At 70.0% G+C, this 15,467-nt stretch carries 12 protein-coding genes and 1 tRNA gene; 8 read left to right on the forward strand and 5 right to left on the reverse strand.

The window, feature by feature from the left end:
* Positions 1 to 13: 13 nt before the first annotated feature.
* Together ABD353_RS21385 and ABD353_RS21390 are read right to left on the reverse strand one after the other, a co-directional pair.
* On the reverse strand, positions 14 to 940 hold the full coding sequence (locus ABD353_RS21385; protein ID WP_344625265.1) for a hypothetical protein: 927 nt from the start codon (positions 938 to 940) through the stop codon (positions 14 to 16).
* Positions 937 to 4,203: a P-loop NTPase gene (locus ABD353_RS21390; RefSeq protein ID WP_344625266.1), complete on the reverse strand. Its 3,267-nt coding sequence runs from the start codon at positions 4,201 to 4,203 to the stop codon at positions 937 to 939. Before ABD353_RS21390 ends, ABD353_RS21385 begins: the two co-directional genes overlap by 4 nt.
* Positions 4,204 to 4,687: 484 nt before the next feature.
* On the opposite strand from ABD353_RS21390, the gene ABD353_RS21395 reads away from it, so the two are divergent.
* The 3 genes from ABD353_RS21395 (at position 4,688) to ABD353_RS21405 (ending at position 5,984) form a co-directional block, all read left to right on the forward strand.
* A tRNA-Thr gene (locus ABD353_RS21395) sits at positions 4,688 to 4,774 on the forward strand.
* 247 nt (positions 4,775 to 5,021) lie between these two features.
* Entirely contained in the window at positions 5,022 to 5,255 is a 234-nt protein-coding gene (locus tag ABD353_RS21400; protein WP_344625267.1) for a hypothetical protein, read from the forward strand.
* Positions 5,256 to 5,435: 180 nt separating this feature from the next.
* Positions 5,436 to 5,984 (forward strand): methylated-DNA--[protein]-cysteine S-methyltransferase, encoded by a 549-nt coding sequence (locus ABD353_RS21405; protein WP_344625268.1) that lies wholly within the window; start codon positions 5,436 to 5,438, stop codon positions 5,982 to 5,984.
* A 31-nt stretch (positions 5,985 to 6,015) separates the two neighbouring features.
* Here the strand turns inward: ABD353_RS21405 and ABD353_RS21410 are convergent, their stop codons facing one another.
* Entirely contained in the window at positions 6,016 to 7,083 is a 1,068-nt protein-coding gene (locus ABD353_RS21410; protein WP_344625269.1) for an ATP-grasp domain-containing protein, read from the reverse strand.
* A 477-nt stretch (positions 7,084 to 7,560) separates the two neighbouring features.
* Here ABD353_RS21410 and ABD353_RS21415 point away from each other — a divergent pair, with 477 nt between their 5' ends.
* Together ABD353_RS21415 and ABD353_RS21420 are read left to right on the forward strand one after the other, a co-directional pair.
* Complete coding sequence (locus ABD353_RS21415; protein WP_344625270.1) at positions 7,561 to 8,985, forward strand: family 2B encapsulin nanocompartment shell protein; 1,425 nt, start codon at positions 7,561 to 7,563, stop codon at positions 8,983 to 8,985.
* A gap of 133 nt (positions 8,986 to 9,118) precedes the next feature.
* Positions 9,119 to 10,168, forward strand: a complete 1,050-nt coding sequence (locus ABD353_RS21420; protein WP_344625271.1) for a family 2 encapsulin nanocompartment cargo protein polyprenyl transferase — start codon at positions 9,119 to 9,121, stop codon at positions 10,166 to 10,168.
* Positions 10,169 to 10,205: 37 nt separating this feature from the next.
* Here the strand turns inward: ABD353_RS21420 and ABD353_RS21425 are convergent, their stop codons facing one another.
* Entirely contained in the window at positions 10,206 to 11,225 is a 1,020-nt protein-coding gene (locus ABD353_RS21425) for an NAD-dependent epimerase/dehydratase family protein (protein ID WP_344625272.1), read from the reverse strand.
* Positions 11,226 to 11,365: 140 nt separating this feature from the next.
* On the opposite strand from ABD353_RS21425, the gene ABD353_RS21430 reads away from it, so the two are divergent.
* The 3 genes from ABD353_RS21430 (at position 11,366) to ABD353_RS21440 (ending at position 14,328) form a co-directional block, all read left to right on the forward strand.
* Entirely contained in the window at positions 11,366 to 12,724 is a 1,359-nt protein-coding gene (locus tag ABD353_RS21430) for a DUF1254 domain-containing protein (protein ID WP_344625273.1), read from the forward strand.
* Positions 12,725 to 12,892: 168 nt separating this feature from the next.
* Positions 12,893 to 13,435 (forward strand): SigE family RNA polymerase sigma factor, encoded by a 543-nt coding sequence (locus ABD353_RS21435; protein ID WP_344625274.1) that lies wholly within the window; start codon positions 12,893 to 12,895, stop codon positions 13,433 to 13,435.
* Between the two features lie 116 nt (positions 13,436 to 13,551).
* Positions 13,552 to 14,328: a hypothetical protein gene (locus ABD353_RS21440; RefSeq protein WP_344625275.1), complete on the forward strand. Its 777-nt coding sequence runs from the start codon at positions 13,552 to 13,554 to the stop codon at positions 14,326 to 14,328.
* Positions 14,329 to 14,371: 43 nt separating this feature from the next.
* Here the strand turns inward: ABD353_RS21440 and ABD353_RS21445 are convergent.
* Positions 14,372 to 15,467, reverse strand: a 1,096-nt coding sequence (locus ABD353_RS21445) for a BACON domain-containing protein (protein WP_425555219.1), incomplete at its 5' end; no start/stop codon positions are given.

Raw genomic sequence — 15,467 nt, forward strand, 5'->3', positions numbered from 1 at the left:
GAATTGATGCGGTTCAGCTTGCATTCGATGTCACGATCTGCTGCAGCCGCGAGAGGAGTTCATCCTTTTCGCATGCGCGCTCTTCGTAAATCTTCCGCGCCGCAGAAAGTAGTTCGCCAACCGCCCGGCCTGGAGGAATCCCAAACCGTTCCATGATGTCTGTGCCGGTAACCGGAATAAGCTCGGCTAGCTCCGTCAAGAGTGCACGTTCGATTGACTTTCGAACTTCCCGCTCGAAGTCTGCTTCGACGGAAACCAGGGAAAGCTTTTCGCGAATCTTCTGCCCATGGCGACGAAAGAACTCGGCTGGATCGACCGAATTTTGGCCCATATCCGAGGCGGCCTCGGAGATTATGCCGTGAAATCGATGAGCAGGCCAGTCGCGCGAGATCTTATCCTCCCATTGGAGACAAATCTCTGTACGGGCGTCATCGGATCGAATAGCCTCGATCTGCTGCGCTAGCCCCTGAATAAAGGAGCACGCCTGCCGGAGCAATGCCTGGAGAGCGCATCTCCATTCTTCCTCAGACTTGGGGAGGAGGGCTGCGCATTCTTCTTCGAACCAGTTGCTGCACGTCTTTAGGATGTTGGAGTCATGGGCAGAGGTTGGATTAATATTATGCTGGCACCATGTTCGTAGCGCATGGACAACTTCCCAGTGTCGGCGCTCCGCTAGCAGTGATTCGGCGCGTTGGCGCCTCATCAGGAATCCAACGCTGACTCGACCTACCTCGTAGTAGTGCGAGTACAACCAGCTGGCACAGCGAATGAAGGCGAGCTCTGCGGCGTTATCAACATCCGGCATAGGGAGTGAAACGACACCGAAGACAGCTGTACTGCTTGGAAGGAGTGCGCGTGCAAGGCTGTCGACGTGATCGCGTTCTCGGACGAACTCGACAAGTTGGTCCTTTGCACTCGGTGAGTGATTTTCCGGCATCATTCAGGGGTCCGCCCGCCGCGCACTGATAGAAACCTCTCGGGATCGGCAATAATGCCGAGCATATTGAATCCGATGTGAAAGCTTCCAAGGTTTGCCCCGGGCTTCAGGTCTCGCCCCCTGAACTCGGCCGGAATAAACGCAACCCGCCGCCGCAGCGAATCGACGTACACCTCTCCCCGCTTAAGATCCCGAGAAACCCATGCGATTTCTCCCTGGTAAGTGCGAGGCATACCTTGAGGATCGGAGGCTAGGTACGACCGAATAATACGTCGACGCCCCCTAACTTCGTCGGACCTCGTTTCCAGATCCGAGAATGTTTCAAATGCCGCACCGAAGTCGCCGCGATGAAATTCTGAGACCCCGCGAATATACGCCAGTGGAACGTCGCGATAAGTGCGTCCAGTCTCTTCGATGGCGGTAATTAGCTGCAGGGCATCCTGCCATTGCTGCTGGTTAAACGCGAGACACTTTCGCTCTTCGGAAAAGAGCTTCCCCCCTGCATTGAGAAGCCACCAGAGGTCGAATCTCAAATTGAGGCACCGATCGTCGGCAGCAACAAGATCGGGATAATGCGTCATGTACGTGAGCGCGTCGTGGATCCTGCGCCGATCAGCGTCCGACAGAGGATCTGTGACGGTGGATGGATCGGCGATTGACCTAGTACGCAAGTACACGCCGGCACCGGATCCCCGCTGGGCCAGTGCCTCGAAGGAATCGTCTGCGATATCGAAGCTCTGAGCTGCGGTCGCAAACTCTTGGCGACGCTTGTGGTAGTTTTCCACCTGGGAAGGGGCGAGATCTTCAGGTGTAACCAATTCGAAAGCGCTCAATACCTCGGCGATAGCTTCCGATCGGTCTTCATCGGTCAAGGTAGATCCCTGAAGGATGTCCCTTGTGGCCCAAGCGAGGACATCCAGAGGATAATAGCTCTCCTGATCCTTCTCACGTGCCTGAGAGACGGCGTTGCGAGCCAGCCGAAATAGGGTCAGCTGCTCCGCCGGCCGATGGTTTGCCCGCATCCCCTGGGCGCGTGCAGCGTATGTGGCTGCAAGTTCGACCAGCAAGGTTCCCGTGAATGTCGGGCTAGACTGAGACATCTCCAGAGCGTCGGAGAGAATCTCCGTTGCCACCTCAAGCGCTTGGTCAGAGCTGGCCGCATCATAGGAATGTTGATCCCAAGGGTGCTTCCTTGACCAGATGGCAAACTCTCGAAGCAGGTTGGCTTCCTGGAGCATCAATCTCGGATTTTCGAGACCACGCTCTTCTCTCAATTCCTGCAATGCCTGTGAAATTCTAGGGAACTCCCGCCGATATTTCTCGGGATTCACCCCTTGTGCGCCCAGGGCTCGAACGAGAGCTGTTACGAAATCGACCTCTCGCTGCCCTGAGATGGCAGATTCGGAGCTACGAGCCTCGACGATCAGTCTGTGGGCAAAGTCGACTTCTCGATTCGTCGATCCTAGGCGACTCGAAACGATAAGCTCAGCTTCGAGGCGACTGCGAGCGCCGAGCAGGAAGTTGCCCTCTGCGTCTTCCTCCCAGCGAACAAGATCGACCTCGTCGAAGAGTTTTGCGACGTTCAGGTGTCCGAGCTCACCGGTGGCCCGCAATAGCAATTCGAGTGGTAGCGAGAGGCCGAATTGCGCCGCTACCATAACAAGAGCTGTCAAGTCTTCGATAACGTTGAACTGCTCGGTGTCGACTCCCTCAGAGGATGCCTTTTCGAGTGCAAGTTGAGGAATGAGACCTGCCTCTAGAAGAGCGTGCCCAAGTGTCGTCTTTGGTGCCCCGGCCGATCCGGGAGCCGAGGCCTTCCTAATAAGGCTTCGCTCAACATGCTCGAGTTCCTTTACCACCCCACTCCGTACCGCAGCGCGAGTCGGCGGGAGGAGTCGATAGAGAAAGGCTAGAAAGCTACTTTCCCTGCCCAACCTAAGGCTTATAACTTTGCCGAGGTTGCTATCAAAGGCCGTGAGGAATTTTGAGAGGCGGGCCGATTCGCTTGCTGAGAGTTTCGTGGGTGCCTCGAACGAGTCTCTCTTATACTTAGCGGGAAGCTTTCCGATCCGATATGTGCTGCCGATGAGAATGACTCTCCGGCCGCGGCCGGCGAATCGCCTGGCCATGTCGGCGTACCAGTCCATCTCCCGCATCGCATCCCAGATGACGACGGTTGTGGGTGCGCCTTCTCCCTCGGCCCATTGGCAGAACGAGTCGATGACTGAAAATGCAGATGGGTTGGCGTCCTGCCTGATGTGCACAACTGGGTATGTTCGGTGCTTGGCGAGATGATAAGCCAAGCTGGCTAGCGCGGTGCTCTTCCCGGTTCCCGTGGCTCCGTGAAGCAACACCGGCCGGTCCGAGATCTCTTTCCTCGACGCGCGGTTGGAGACCTCATCTTCGACACGGGATTCAAAATCCCGCTGGAACGAATATCCCCGACCAATTCCTTCCCAGTCAACTCGTCCGGAGGACCCGCCAAGAAACTGCCGGAAGGCAAAATATTGCCCATCTGCGGACAGCGGGGGTGCTTCCCCGAGTAGAGACTCACCCACTAGCTGAGCAGTGGAGGAAAGTGGGACCCAGAGATCTCGCGGAACGCTGTGGGTTCCTCCGGAAAAGCTTACGGCCCGCTGCAGGTCGCCGTGCTTCGCCGTGTGGCCAGAGCTGATAAGACCACCGGTGAATCCTTCGCCGATTACCGAAGCCAGGGGTTGCTCATGAAGAATTAGATTGCCATCGGCAACAAGCGCCGAGATTTCTGGCAGCAAGCGAATGCGGTCGTTGGCTGAGAAGAGATGGCATTGGCCCTTCTGCAACTGGAGGACCAAACCCGCCAGATCATCGAGCCGCAGCCAGTCATCCGGGCTATACCCATCGATCGCCAACGTGCCCAATGGACCGATCGCCTCGACCATTCGGTAGGCCAAAGTTTGCGCAACGGTCCGCCGGCGAAGCCAGGCCATCTTGGAAGTCGGAAATCTCTCATCCGGCTCCGTCCTCGATGTGCAGCCGTAGAGGAAAGTGCAGTGGAGTCGTTTTCTATTGCGCGGGTCTGGCGGCCTGTGACGCTCGCTGTAGATACGCTGGACCTCACGCCAAGGCTTCTCGAATGCAGAGGGCCAGATGCTGTCGACCGCTGACGACCATACGCCGATCCAGGCGTACTCGGAAATTAGATCCAGATGATCAGACGCGGAAAGCTGCCGACAGCGCTCATCCAGCCATGCCGGGAAGCTCGGGCCAGCCTTTTCATCTGCCAATAGTAGGGAATCGTACGACGAGGTTTCCTCATTGAGCTTCTTCTGAGCAAGTTTCAGAAGGGGGTCGTCAGCAGACCCGAGTTGGAGATGGGCCTGACCGAGGAGGAGCCCGGCGGGGCCGCGGTCGATCCGGCTAAGGAACTGTCGTGCCGCAGGATCCATCCGGCCGCTCCAGATAGGTACCGCCACCTCTATAAAGGTGGCGGGTAGCTCCGCCCTTACGTGGCAGCCAACCTGATGCCACGTCGGACAGCCTAGCGCGGGAGCAAGGCCGCGTCTGCGCACTTCGGGCAACGCCTCTGGGATTTGGCCGCCGTGGCCGCGAGTGGTCGAAAGGCGAGCCAGGCAGCGGTTGAGGCTTGCTCCCCGGGAGAGTCCCCCTGATGACCGACTGCGTGAGCGGTGCGTGAGCGGACGGGGTGGTAGCAGCCGTCCGGCACCGGACCGTGGAACCCGCCGCGTGGCGCTGACCTGCAGGTTCAGCGCCACGCGGCATCAGGTGTCACGCCCCGTCATGATCCGGGTTCGTCTTGTAAAGCGGGGGTCGTCGGTTCGAACCCGACAGGGGGCTCCGTCCGGAATTCCGGAAGGGCCGGCTCGCGGGGCGTTCCCCGCGGCCGGCCCTTTCGTCGTCGTGGGGCGCCGGATGCTCCGTGGGCGTCTCAAAGGGTTGATCGGAGTGCCGGACGAGCGGTGCTCGCTGCGGGCCCGACCGGGCCGGTCCGGCTGGGCGCGCCGAGGGCCGCCGGGCGGTCGTACGGTGGACGGGGGGCCGAAGACGCCTGGCAGCAGGCGTGCGAGACCCGCGGGAGGTCGCGATGCCCGGTTCTGTCACGATCGGCCACACCGATGCGCTGGTGATGCTGAGCCACGACGACGCCAAGCGGCTGTCGACGATGCTCGGGGAGATGGCGAACATGTTGGAGTCGTCCGGCGAGAGCCGGCTCGGCGACGCCCAGGTCGGCGAGCTCTGCCGGGGCAGGGCGGCGTCGCGCGAGGAGCTGACCGGCTGGTGCCGGAACCTCTCGCAGTACCTGGCCGAACACCTCTGACCGGACGCCCCCGGCCGGACCGGCGCCGATCGACTCCGGTCGACTCCGGTCGGGATTCCGGGTGCGGGCCGCGGCCGGGACGGCGGCCGGACCCGTCGCCCCGGCCGGCGGCGTGCCCGCTCCGCGGCGGTCTTCGACGGCCGGCCCTGCCGGCCGCCTCCGCGGGGTAGGTTCGCCGGTATGGAGCCGCTGTCCTGGATCACCGTGCCGACCCCGCTGCCGACCGGTCCGATGCGGCTGGCGGTCACGCCGACGGGCGTCGCGGCGGTCTCGTACGCGGGCGAGCCCACGGCCGGGGCGGGCGCGCCGGAGTGCACCGAGCGCCAAGTGGTCGACGCGGTCACCGGGCAGCTGGCCGAGTACTTCGGCGGCCGCAGACGGCTGTTGGAGCTGCCGATCGACTGGCGCCTCGCCACCGGGCCGCACCGCGTGGTGCTGGAGCGGCTGGTGGCGGACGTCGGCTACGGGCGGACCATCACCTACGGCGAACTCGCGGCCCGCAGCGGGGTCTTCGAGGACGTCGCGGAACCCGGTCTGGCGGCCCGCACGGTCGGGCAGATGATGGGCGCCAACCCGCTCGCCCTGCTGGTGCCGTGCCACCGGGTGGTGGCCGCGGACGGGCTGGGCGGGTTCGGCGGCGGCCCGCAGGGGCTGGAGACCAAGCGCTGGCTGCTCACCCTGGAGGGTGTGCTGCCGCCGACGCTGGACTGGAACGGGCCGGTCGGCTGACCGGCCCGTCGGTCGCTCCGGGCCGGGCGGTTCAGACGGCGGCGGCAGCCGCGCCGAGCTGCCACGCGTGGGTGCGCTGCCGCGGCAGCACCGGCTGGATGCCGGAGACCAGGGTGTACTCGGTGTCGAGCAGGTCGGCGGCGAAGGCGGTCGCGGGCGCCTCGCCGAGGGCCAGCTGCACCGCCGTCCACGGCAGGTTGAGCCCGCACAGCCGGAGCTGGTGCAGCCCACCGGAGGGGCGGGTGTTGACGTCGAGCACCACCGGGCGGCCGTGGTGGTGCCGGTACTGGACGTTGGAGAGGTAGGACACCCCGAAGGTCTCGACGAGCCGGCGGGTGGGCTCCAGGTACCGCGGGTCGGTGGTGAAGGTCCGGCGGCGCCGGGTCTTCGCCCGGCCGACGGCGGCGAGCAGCCGGCCGTCCGGCGAGGTGAGGCAGTCGACCGAGACCTCCGGGCCCTCCAGCAGCGGCATCACCAGCAGGTCGGCCGGCTCCGGGCTCTGCTCCAGGGCGTTCAGCACCAGGTCGAGCTGGACGCTCGCGTCGGGGAAGCCGGTGAGCCGGCGCAGGCTGAACGGCTCCCTGGTGAGCACCCGGAAGCCCTCGCCGCCGGCCCCGGAGGCGGGCTTGAGGCAGGCCGTCGACCCCTCCTCCTCGATCTCCTCGACCGCGGCGAGCAGCTCGTCGGCGGTGCGGACGTGCCGCCACAGCGGCACCGGCAGGCCGGCCGCGGCCATCGCCGCGTAGCCGTCGGCCTTGCTCTCGAAGACGGCGATCGCCGCGGCCGACGGGCACACCAGCGCGGTGCCGATCGCCTCGAAGTCGCGCCGGCGCAGGGATATCGCGAGTTGGCCCAGCCGGGGGAGGAAGACGTCTATGCTGTGCCGGGCGCAGAATTCCAAGGCGAATTCCACATAGGCCTCGGGGGAGAGGCCCTCGGGTTCGAGTGATCCGAAGTCCGCGGCGGCGAGCACCGGGGAGTCCGGGTCGACGTGCGTGGCATGGATCTCGACCGGGCGCGGAGCGGCGCGCAACAGGTCGATGAAGAAGACGTTCTCGGCGTAGGTACGGTTCAGCCAGACGCGAACGGGGGCGCTCACGGGGGTCTCCCTGGAAAAGGGCGCAACGGTGGGAGGGCGCGGTCGGGGCGGCCTGCCTGCCGGCGTCTTGCCGCGCTCTTGAGGTGGCACCTTAGCGCCCGCGCCGGGCCGGGCGGACGGGGGGTGGGGTGTCGTGCTGGCGGCCGGTCAACATCCCTGTGCATCAGGCTAGTTGGTGATCGATGACGGGCCGGTGACGTCGGGTTCCGGCATGTTGCGGTCAGATGAATTCAGCACCGGTCGGCGCGGGCGAGGCGGCCGGCGGCCCGGTGACGATGGACGTGCCCATGTCGGCTTCGGGCCGCGGCGGCGCCCGGGCGGCGGACCGCATTTTCGAGTGCGTGCTCTATTCATACTATTTGTAGGCGTGAATTGACCACTCGTACGAGTGATTGCGGGCGGGGCCGAACGGGCGTCAGCATATTTTGACAAAGCGGCACGTCCGGTGTGCGCATGCCTCGCGCGAAGGGTTCCTCGATGTCGACCGAAACCAGCATTGGCGTTCATGCGCAGGAGGGCGATCCGCAGTCGCGGCAGCAGTCCAGCCTGAGCACGGCCGGTGCGCGGAATCTGGCCAGCACCACCAAGTCGGCGCCCCAGATGCAGGAGATCAGCTCGCGCTGGCTGCTGAGGATGCTCCCCTGGGTGCAGGTCTCCGGCGGCACGTACCGGGTGAACCGCCGGCTCAGCCACGCGGTCGGCAGCGGCCGGGTGGCGTTCGTCCGCACGGGCTCCCGGGTCGAGGTCCTGCCGCCCTCGCTGCGCGAGCTGCCGCTGCTGCGCGACGTGCAGGACGACGCCCTGCTCGCCGCCCTGGCCGCCGGCTTCGTGCAGCGGGAGTTCCGGGCCGGCGAGCAGCTGGCGGCCGAGGGCGAACCGCTCGGCGAGCTGCTGCTGGTCGCGCACGGCAAGGTCGAGCGGCACGGCACCGGGCGCTACGGCGACGCCACCGTGCTCGGCTCGCACGTCGACGGCGACCACCTGGGCGACGAGGCGCTGCTCGGCCCGGACGCCCGCTGGCCGGCCGGCCTGCGCGCCACCACCGCCGGCACCCTGCTCGCGCTGTCGCGCGCCGCCTTCGAGCAGGTCGCGGCCACCGCGCCGGAGCTGCGCGAGCGCGCCAGGGCCCTCGCCGAGGGTGACCGGCGCCCGCGGAACAAGTACGGCGAGGCCGCGATCGAGATGTCCGCCGGCCACACCGGCGAGCACCGGCTGCCCACGACCTTCGTCGACTACGAACTCGCCCCCCGCGAGTACGAGCTGAGCGTCGCCCAGACGGTGCTGCGGGTGCACACCCGGGTCGCCGACCTCTACAACGAGCCGATGGACCAGACCGAGCACCAGCTCCGGCTCACCGTCGAGGCGCTGCGCGAGCGCCAGGAGCACGAGCTGGTCAACAACCCCGGGTTCGGCCTGCTCGCCAACGCGGACCACAGCCAGCGCATCCAGACCCACTCCGGCCCGCCCACCCCCGACGACATGGACAACCTGCTCAGCCGCCGCCGTGGCACCAAGTTCTACCTGGCCCACCCGCGGGCGATCGCCGCCTTCGGCCGCGAGTGCAACCGGCGCGGCCTGTACCCCGCCCCGGTGGAGGTCCACGGTCGCCGGGTGCCGGCCTGGCGCGGGGTGCCGATCCTCAGCTGCAACAAGATCCCGATCACCGACGGCACCAGCCCGATCCTCGCCATGCGCACCGGCGAGGACAAGCAGGGGGCGATCGGCCTGCACCAGACCGGCATCCCGGACGAGTTCGAGCCGAGCCTCTCGGTGCGGTTCGCCGGCATCGACGAGAAGGCGGTCATCTCCTACCTGGTCACCGCGTACTACTCCGCCGCGATCCTCGTCCCGGACGCGGTGGGCGTCCTGGAGAACGTCGTCCTGGACGGCCCGCGCGGCTGATCCGGCCCACCCGCCGCAGACGGGGCGGCACCTGCACGACGGCACGCGAGCACGACAGCAGCAGGAGACAGCACCACGGCACGGGCGGCGCCGCACGGCCGCCCGTCCCGCCACACCGAGGGGGAGGACCACCATGGGGATCTTCGCGCCGGAACGCGACCAGACCGACGGGAACGAGGCCGCCGACGTGCTGGCCCGTGCCCGCAGCGCCGTCGACCCGGGCCTGCGCGCCGCCGTCGACACCCTGCCGGGCTCGATGCGCCGCATCGCCGGCTACCACTTCGGCTGGTGGGAGGCGGACGGCACGCCCGGCACGACCGGCTCCGGCAAGGCGATCCGTCCGGCGCTGGTGCTCGCCGCCACCCAGGCGGCCGGCGGCCTCCCCGGCTCCGCCGTCCGGGCCGCCGCCGCGGTGGAGCTGGTGCACAACTTCACGCTGCTCCACGACGACGTCATCGACCGCGACCGCACCCGCCGCCACCGCCCCACCGCCTGGCGGGTGTTCGGCACCACCGAGGCGATCCTGGCCGGCGACGCCATGCACTCCCTGGCCCTGCGCGTCCTCGCCGCCCCCCCCCCCCCCCCCGCCCCGGCGCCCGTCCGCCGGCTCGCGGACTGCGTGGTCGAACTCTGCGCCGGCCAGCAGGCCGACTGCTCCTTCGAGCAGCGCAGCGACGTCACCCTGGCGGAGTGCCTGGCCATGGCCGAGGGCAAGACGGGGGCCCTGCTCGGCTGCGCCTGCGCCGTGGGCGCGCTCTACGCCGGGGCGGGCGAGGCGGTCGCCGACGTGATGGACGCCTTCGGCCGGGAGATCGGCCTGGCCTTCCAGCTGATCGACGACCTCATCGGCATCTGGGGCGACCCGGCCGTCACCGGCAAGCCCGTCGGTGCCGACCTCGCCGCCCGGAAGAAGTCCCTGCCGGTGGTGTACGCGCTGAGCAGCGGCACCGCCGCCGCGGCCGAGCTCGCCGCGCTCTACGCACTGGACCGTCCGCTCAACGCCGCCGAACTGCAGCGGGCCGCCGCCGCGGTCGACCGGGCCGGGGGCCGCAGCTGGGCCCAGGGCGAGTCCTGCGAACGGATGGCCTCGGCCATCGCCCACCTCGCCGAGGCCATCCCCGACCCCTCCGAGGCGGACGACCTGCTCGCCCTCGCCGAACTCGTCACCCGGCGCTCCCACTGACGAGCGGACCGTCGGCACCGGGCCGCGGCCGCGGCCGTCAGACGCCCCCGGCCGCCCCCGCGGCGGAGAGGAGCTCCTTCTCCTTCTCCTCGGCGATGCCCAGCGGCGTCCCGCCCTGGGTGTAGGGGGCGTCGCGGGGGCCGCGCCGCCCGATCCAGGCCCAGGTGTCGCGGACGGTCTCCTCGACGGGCCGGTTGTGCAGGCCGGCCTCCCGGGCCCGGGAGGTGTCGGCCCGCCAGATGCCGGCCCAGTCGGGCTCGTCGGGCGTCCACAGCGGCAGCTCCGTCCAGGGTGCGACCCCGGCGGCGAGCAGCGCCCCGTCGGCGACGGGCACGAACTCGGCGTCGGCGCCGGTGGCCTCGGCGCAGGCGCGCAGCATCGCGGCCATGGTGGTCCCGCCGGCCGGTCCGGTGGTGACGTACCGGCCCGTCCGGCCCTGCTCCAGCAGGCCGAGTCCGAAGGCGGCGAAGTCGCGGGCGTCGATCAGCTGCATGGCGCGCTCCGGATCGCCGGGGAGGATCACCTGCCCGCCGCGGGCGATCCGCTCCAGCCACCAGAGCAGTCGGCCGACGTTCTCGTGCGGACCGATCAGCAGACCGCAGTTGAGCAGCGTGGAGTTCTCGCCGAAGTGCTCCGTCACGGCCCGCTCGCAGCCGGCCTTCAGCGCGTTGGCGGGGGGCTGGTCCGGCGGGGTGTCGGCCGGGCAGTCGAAGGTGGCGGAGGTCTCGTCCACCGGCCGGGCGGGCCAGTCGGCGAAGGCGTGGATCGAGGAGACGAAGCTGTAGTGGCCGGCGCGGCCGCGCAGCAGCCGGGCGGCCTGCGCGACGGCGTGCGGCTGCTGGCCGGAGGTGTCGACGACGGCGTCCCAGCTGCGGCCGTCGACGAGCCGGGCGAGGTCCTCCGCTCTGGTGCGGTCGCCGTGGACGGCCTCGACGCCGGGCCGGTCGGGCCCGGTGATGCCGCGGTTGAAGGTGGTGACCCGGTGACCGCGGGCGAGGGCGTCGGAGACGTAGGCCCGGCCGAGGAAGGACGAGCCGCCGAGAATGAGGATGTTCATACCGATGACCCTCTCCGGCGCGGTCCGTCCGCACACGGGCGTTCACTCCTGGCGGACCGGGCGGCAGCGTCGGCCACCGGCCGGGCTGACGGGTCATTAGTCTCACTCCGTACCGATTTGTCCGAGGGGAGTGTGGCGGCATGGGTAATCCGGTCCTGGTGGACGAGGCCACGGTGCGGGGCACGGCGGCGGAGGCCTGGATCTGGGGGCTGCCGATGCTGGAGAACTACCGGACGCTCTACGCGCAGGCCGTCGACGAGGCGGACCCCCGCCACGTCGGCGGCTTCGGCGTCTTCCGCCACTACCCGCACCCCTTCACCCCGGCCAACACCGACGTCGTCACCCCCAACAACGACACCCCGTACTCGCTCGCCTGGCTCGACCTGCGGGCCGAGCCGTGGGTGCTGGAGGTCCCGGCCACCGACCGCTACCACGTGCTGCCGCTGCACGACCTCGACACCTGCTACGTGGGCTTCGTCGGCTCCCGCACCACCGGCAACGGCGCCGGCCGCCACCTCGTCCTCGGCCCGGACCACCGCGGCACCCCGGGCGAGGGCTTCGACGGCGTCCTGCACGCCGACACCCGGCTGGTCGGCATCGTCGGACGGACCCACCTGGCGGGGCCCGAGGACGTCCCCGCCCTGGAGCAGGTCCAGGCCGGCTACCGGCTGCGCCCGCTCAGCGCCCACCTGGGCACCGAACCGCCACCGCCCGCACCCGACCCGGTCTGGCCGGTCTGGCGCGAGGAGGTCCTCGACGGCCTGGAGTTCTTCTCCTTCCTGGACTTCCTGCTGGGCTTCTTCCCGGTGCTGCCGGCCGACGCCGACCTGCGCCGCCGCCTCGCCGAACTCGGCGTCGGAGCCGGGGATTTCGAACCCGCCGCGCTGCCCCTGGAGATCCGCGGGGCGATGGCCCGGGGGATCGCCGACGCCCGGACCCGGCTGAACGCGGCGGTGGCCGGGAGCCACGACTCCACCGCCCTGTTCGGGACGAGGGTCCAGCTCGGCACCGACCACCTCGGCCGGGCGATCGGTGTGCTGCGCGGCCTGTACGGACTACCGGTCGAGGAGGCCTGGTACACCGCCTGGACTACCGAGGACGACCCGGACGGTCCGGACAGCGCGGGCGGCCAGGGTGGTGCGGACGGCCGCCCGCTGGACGGCTCGGTCCGCTCCTACCTCCTCCGCTTCCCGCCCGGGGGCCGCCCGCCCGCCCGGTACTTCTGGTCCGTCACCGTCTACGGACTGCCCGACCAGTTGCTCGTCGACAACCCCGTCGACCGGTACTCGATCGGCGACCGCACCCCCGGCCTCACTGCCGACGAGGACGGCGGCCTGACCCTCCGGCTCCGCCACGAACGCCCCGAGGACCCGCGGGAGCAGGCCAACTGGCTGCCCGTCCCGGCCGGGCCCTTCACGGCCGTGCTGCGGGTGTACGGCCCCGAGCCCACCGTCCTCGACGGCCGCTGGCAGCGGCCGCCGCTGCTCGCCGGCCCCTGAGCCCCGCCCCGGCCCACCCCACCCCGCCCTGCACCCGCCCGCCCCGTTGCACCCGAACGGCCGTCCGGAAAATGGACGGCTCGGGCTGTAACGCCGTGCCGTCCCCGGCGCGTCCTACAGGAGGAAGCGCACAGCGGGGGAGCGGGAGTGGGGGAGGAGGGGACGGGCATGGCCGGGGGAGGACCGGGACGCGGCGCCAGGGACGACGAGTTCCTGGAGTTCGCGGCGACCCGATCGAGCCATCTCTACCGTTCCGCCTGCCTGCTGACGGGCGGTGACACCCACCTCGCCGAGGACCTCGTCCAGGAGACGCTCGGCCGGATGTACGCGGTCTGGCGCACCGGCGGCTGGCGTCCCGGCACCAAGCGGATCGACAACCCCGCGGCCTACGCCCAGGGCGTGCTCTACCGCCTGTTCCTCTCGCACGTCCGGCGCCGCAGCAGCACCGAGCGCCCGGTCGGGGACCTGCCGGACCGGGCCGCCCCGGCCGGCGACTCCTCGCTGCGGGTCACCCTGATCGAGGCACTCGCCCGGCTCTCGCCGCGGGACCGCGCCGTCCTGGTCCTCCGCTACTGGGAGGACGTCAGCGTCGAGGAGACCGCGGAACTGCTGGGGGCCAGTCCGGGCGCCGTCCGGACGCAGACCTCACGGGCGCTCACCCGGCTGCGGGCGCTGATCGGCGACGCCCTCCCCGACCTCGCCCTGCGCTGACCGTGCCCCGCCCGAGCGCCGCGCCGCCCGACCGTTCCCGTCCGGCCACCCCGTCCGACCACCCCGTCCGACCATCGAGAACCACCCGATCCGACCGCAGAGACGGTGAACCAGCCATGTCCGACGCACCCGAGCCACTCCCCGAGGAGGAGCTCGTCCAGCTCTTCCGGGAGGCCGGTGACGGCTTCCTGGCCGACCGTCCGCAGATCGTGCTCGGCGCCGTGGAACGCGGCCGGGCCCTGCGCCGCCGCCGGGTCGCCTCCGTGATCGGCGGGACGGCCGCACTGGCCGTGATCGCGGGCGGCGGAGCCCTGCTGGCGACCGTCCCCGGTGGCCCCGGCCGGTCCTACCGGACGGCGGCGGACTCCGCCGCCGGCTCGGGGATGACCGACCAGGAGATGGTGGCGGCCCTCAGACCGCACCTGGACGGCTGGCGGATCGTCGACGTCCGCGGCACCGGGACGGCCGGCTCCGCCGAGGCCGGAACGGCGCCGCTGGTGGAGATCACCGTGGACGACGGCCACGGCCGGGCCGGTGTCCGGACGGCGGTCTGGCGCGACACCGTGCGGACGGTGCTACAGTCCACCGCCTGCCCCGAGCCGAGGCACACCGAGGTGACCTGCAGCCGGGCGGAGCTGCCGGACGGCTCCGCCGTGATGACCTGGAAGTCCGGTTACGCCGACACCGGGGCCAAGTCCTGGTGGTGCCTGCTCGCCACCGCGTCCGGCAAGCGGGTCTCGGTCACCGAGTGGAACTCCTCCGAGGTCGGCGAGACCGCCAGCCGCACCGACCCGCCGCTGACCGTCGACCAGCTCCGGGTGATCGCCGTCGACCCGGTCTGGGACCGCGCGGTGGACGACACCGGCCTCCGGACCGGGGCCGCGCAGCCCTGACCGGCCGGCGGGCCGGGGCCGTGCGGTCAGGGCCGGGCCGGGCTCAGGGGGTGGTGCCGCCGGAGGGCGGCGCAGAGGCGGCGTCCCGACCCGGTGCGGGATCGCTGCCGTGCGCCGGGCCGGAGCCCTCGGCGGCCGGCGGCGAGGGGTCACCGGCAGGACCGGACGCACCGCCCGACCCGCCTCCGGTCCCGCCCGACCCGCCTGTCCCACCGCTGCCGCCCGTGCCGCCGGTACCGCCCGGCTCGGGACTCCGGCTGCCGCCGGGCTCCGAGGGGCTGCCGCCCGAGCCGGTGCCGCCGGACGGGGTGCCCCCGGAGCCGGTGCCGCCCGAACCCGTGCCGGGTGTGCCGGTGGGTGTGGCGGGGGCGGGCGAGCCGCTGTCCGACGGACCGTCGGGCTGCCCGCCGCGCTGGACGGGCCCGCCCTCCAGGGTCACCACGGCCTCCGACGGCGGCAGCGCGATCCTCGCCGTCCAGTGCCCGGCCGGGACGCGCTCCTCGTCCACCGTCACCGTCACGGTGATCCGCTGACCGGGCTCCAGGGTGCCCTCGTCCCGGCTGAGCCGCAGCCAGCCCACCTCGACCACGGCGTGCCAGTGGATGCCGGTACCGCCGGAGTTGGTGAGGGTGATCACCGTGCGGTTGCCCCACTCGCTGGCCTCCACGGAGAGCTGCCCGGGCCGGGCGGGCGGTGTCGGCGCCGCGGGAGCGACCTCGGCCGCGGCCAGCTTGCGGGAGCCGTGCGAGGGCACCGGGACGGCGGCACCCTCGACCACGGGCAGCAACGTTTCTGCAGTCGACGCCCCCGCCAGTCGCAGGCCCTCGCCCTGCTCTGCACCGTTCCCGTCGGCGACGGCGTCCGGCACGGTCGGCTGCTCCGCCCCGGACGCGTCCGGGGAGAGCCCCGGTGAGTCCACCCGGACGGAGGAGACCGGCGAGGCCGACCCGACACCCTCGCCGCCACCGCGGTACGCCGCCCACAGCGCCACCACCGGCGCGGTCAGGACGGCCGCCAGGACACCGGTGGTCACCACCCGCTGCCGGACCACCGCCAGCCCCGCGGAGGGGGCCCGGTGCCGGGGGAAGCCCCGCTGGTCGAAGCGGATCGCCGCGGGCCCCTGGCCGGGCGCGGCGGCC

The sequence above is a fragment of the Kitasatospora arboriphila genome (genome assembly GCF_039528095.1).
Lineage (GTDB): Bacteria > Actinomycetota > Actinomycetes > Streptomycetales > Streptomycetaceae > Kitasatospora > Kitasatospora arboriphila.

What these genes read in the sequence shown, in the direction of transcription:
- ABD353_RS21385 (WP_344625265.1), bottom strand. Translation starts at nt 940, where the DNA reads ATGATGCCGGAAAATCACTCACCGAGTGCAAAGGACCAACTTGTCGAG.
- ABD353_RS21400 (WP_344625267.1), top strand. Translation starts at nt 5,022, where the DNA reads ATGCCCGGTTCTGTCACGATCGGCCACACCGATGCGCTGGTGATGCTG.
- ABD353_RS21405 (WP_344625268.1), top strand. Translation starts at nt 5,436, where the DNA reads ATGGAGCCGCTGTCCTGGATCACCGTGCCGACCCCGCTGCCGACCGGT.
- ABD353_RS21415 (WP_344625270.1), top strand. Translation starts at nt 7,561, where the DNA reads ATGTCGACCGAAACCAGCATTGGCGTTCATGCGCAGGAGGGCGATCCG.
- ABD353_RS21420 (WP_344625271.1), top strand. Translation starts at nt 9,119, where the DNA reads ATGGGGATCTTCGCGCCGGAACGCGACCAGACCGACGGGAACGAGGCC.
- ABD353_RS21425 (WP_344625272.1), bottom strand. Translation starts at nt 11,225, where the DNA reads ATGAACATCCTCATTCTCGGCGGCTCGTCCTTCCTCGGCCGGGCCTAC.
- ABD353_RS21430 (WP_344625273.1), top strand. Translation starts at nt 11,366, where the DNA reads ATGGGTAATCCGGTCCTGGTGGACGAGGCCACGGTGCGGGGCACGGCG.
- ABD353_RS21435 (WP_344625274.1), top strand. Translation starts at nt 12,893, where the DNA reads ATGGCCGGGGGAGGACCGGGACGCGGCGCCAGGGACGACGAGTTCCTG.
- ABD353_RS21440 (WP_344625275.1), top strand. Translation starts at nt 13,552, where the DNA reads ATGTCCGACGCACCCGAGCCACTCCCCGAGGAGGAGCTCGTCCAGCTC.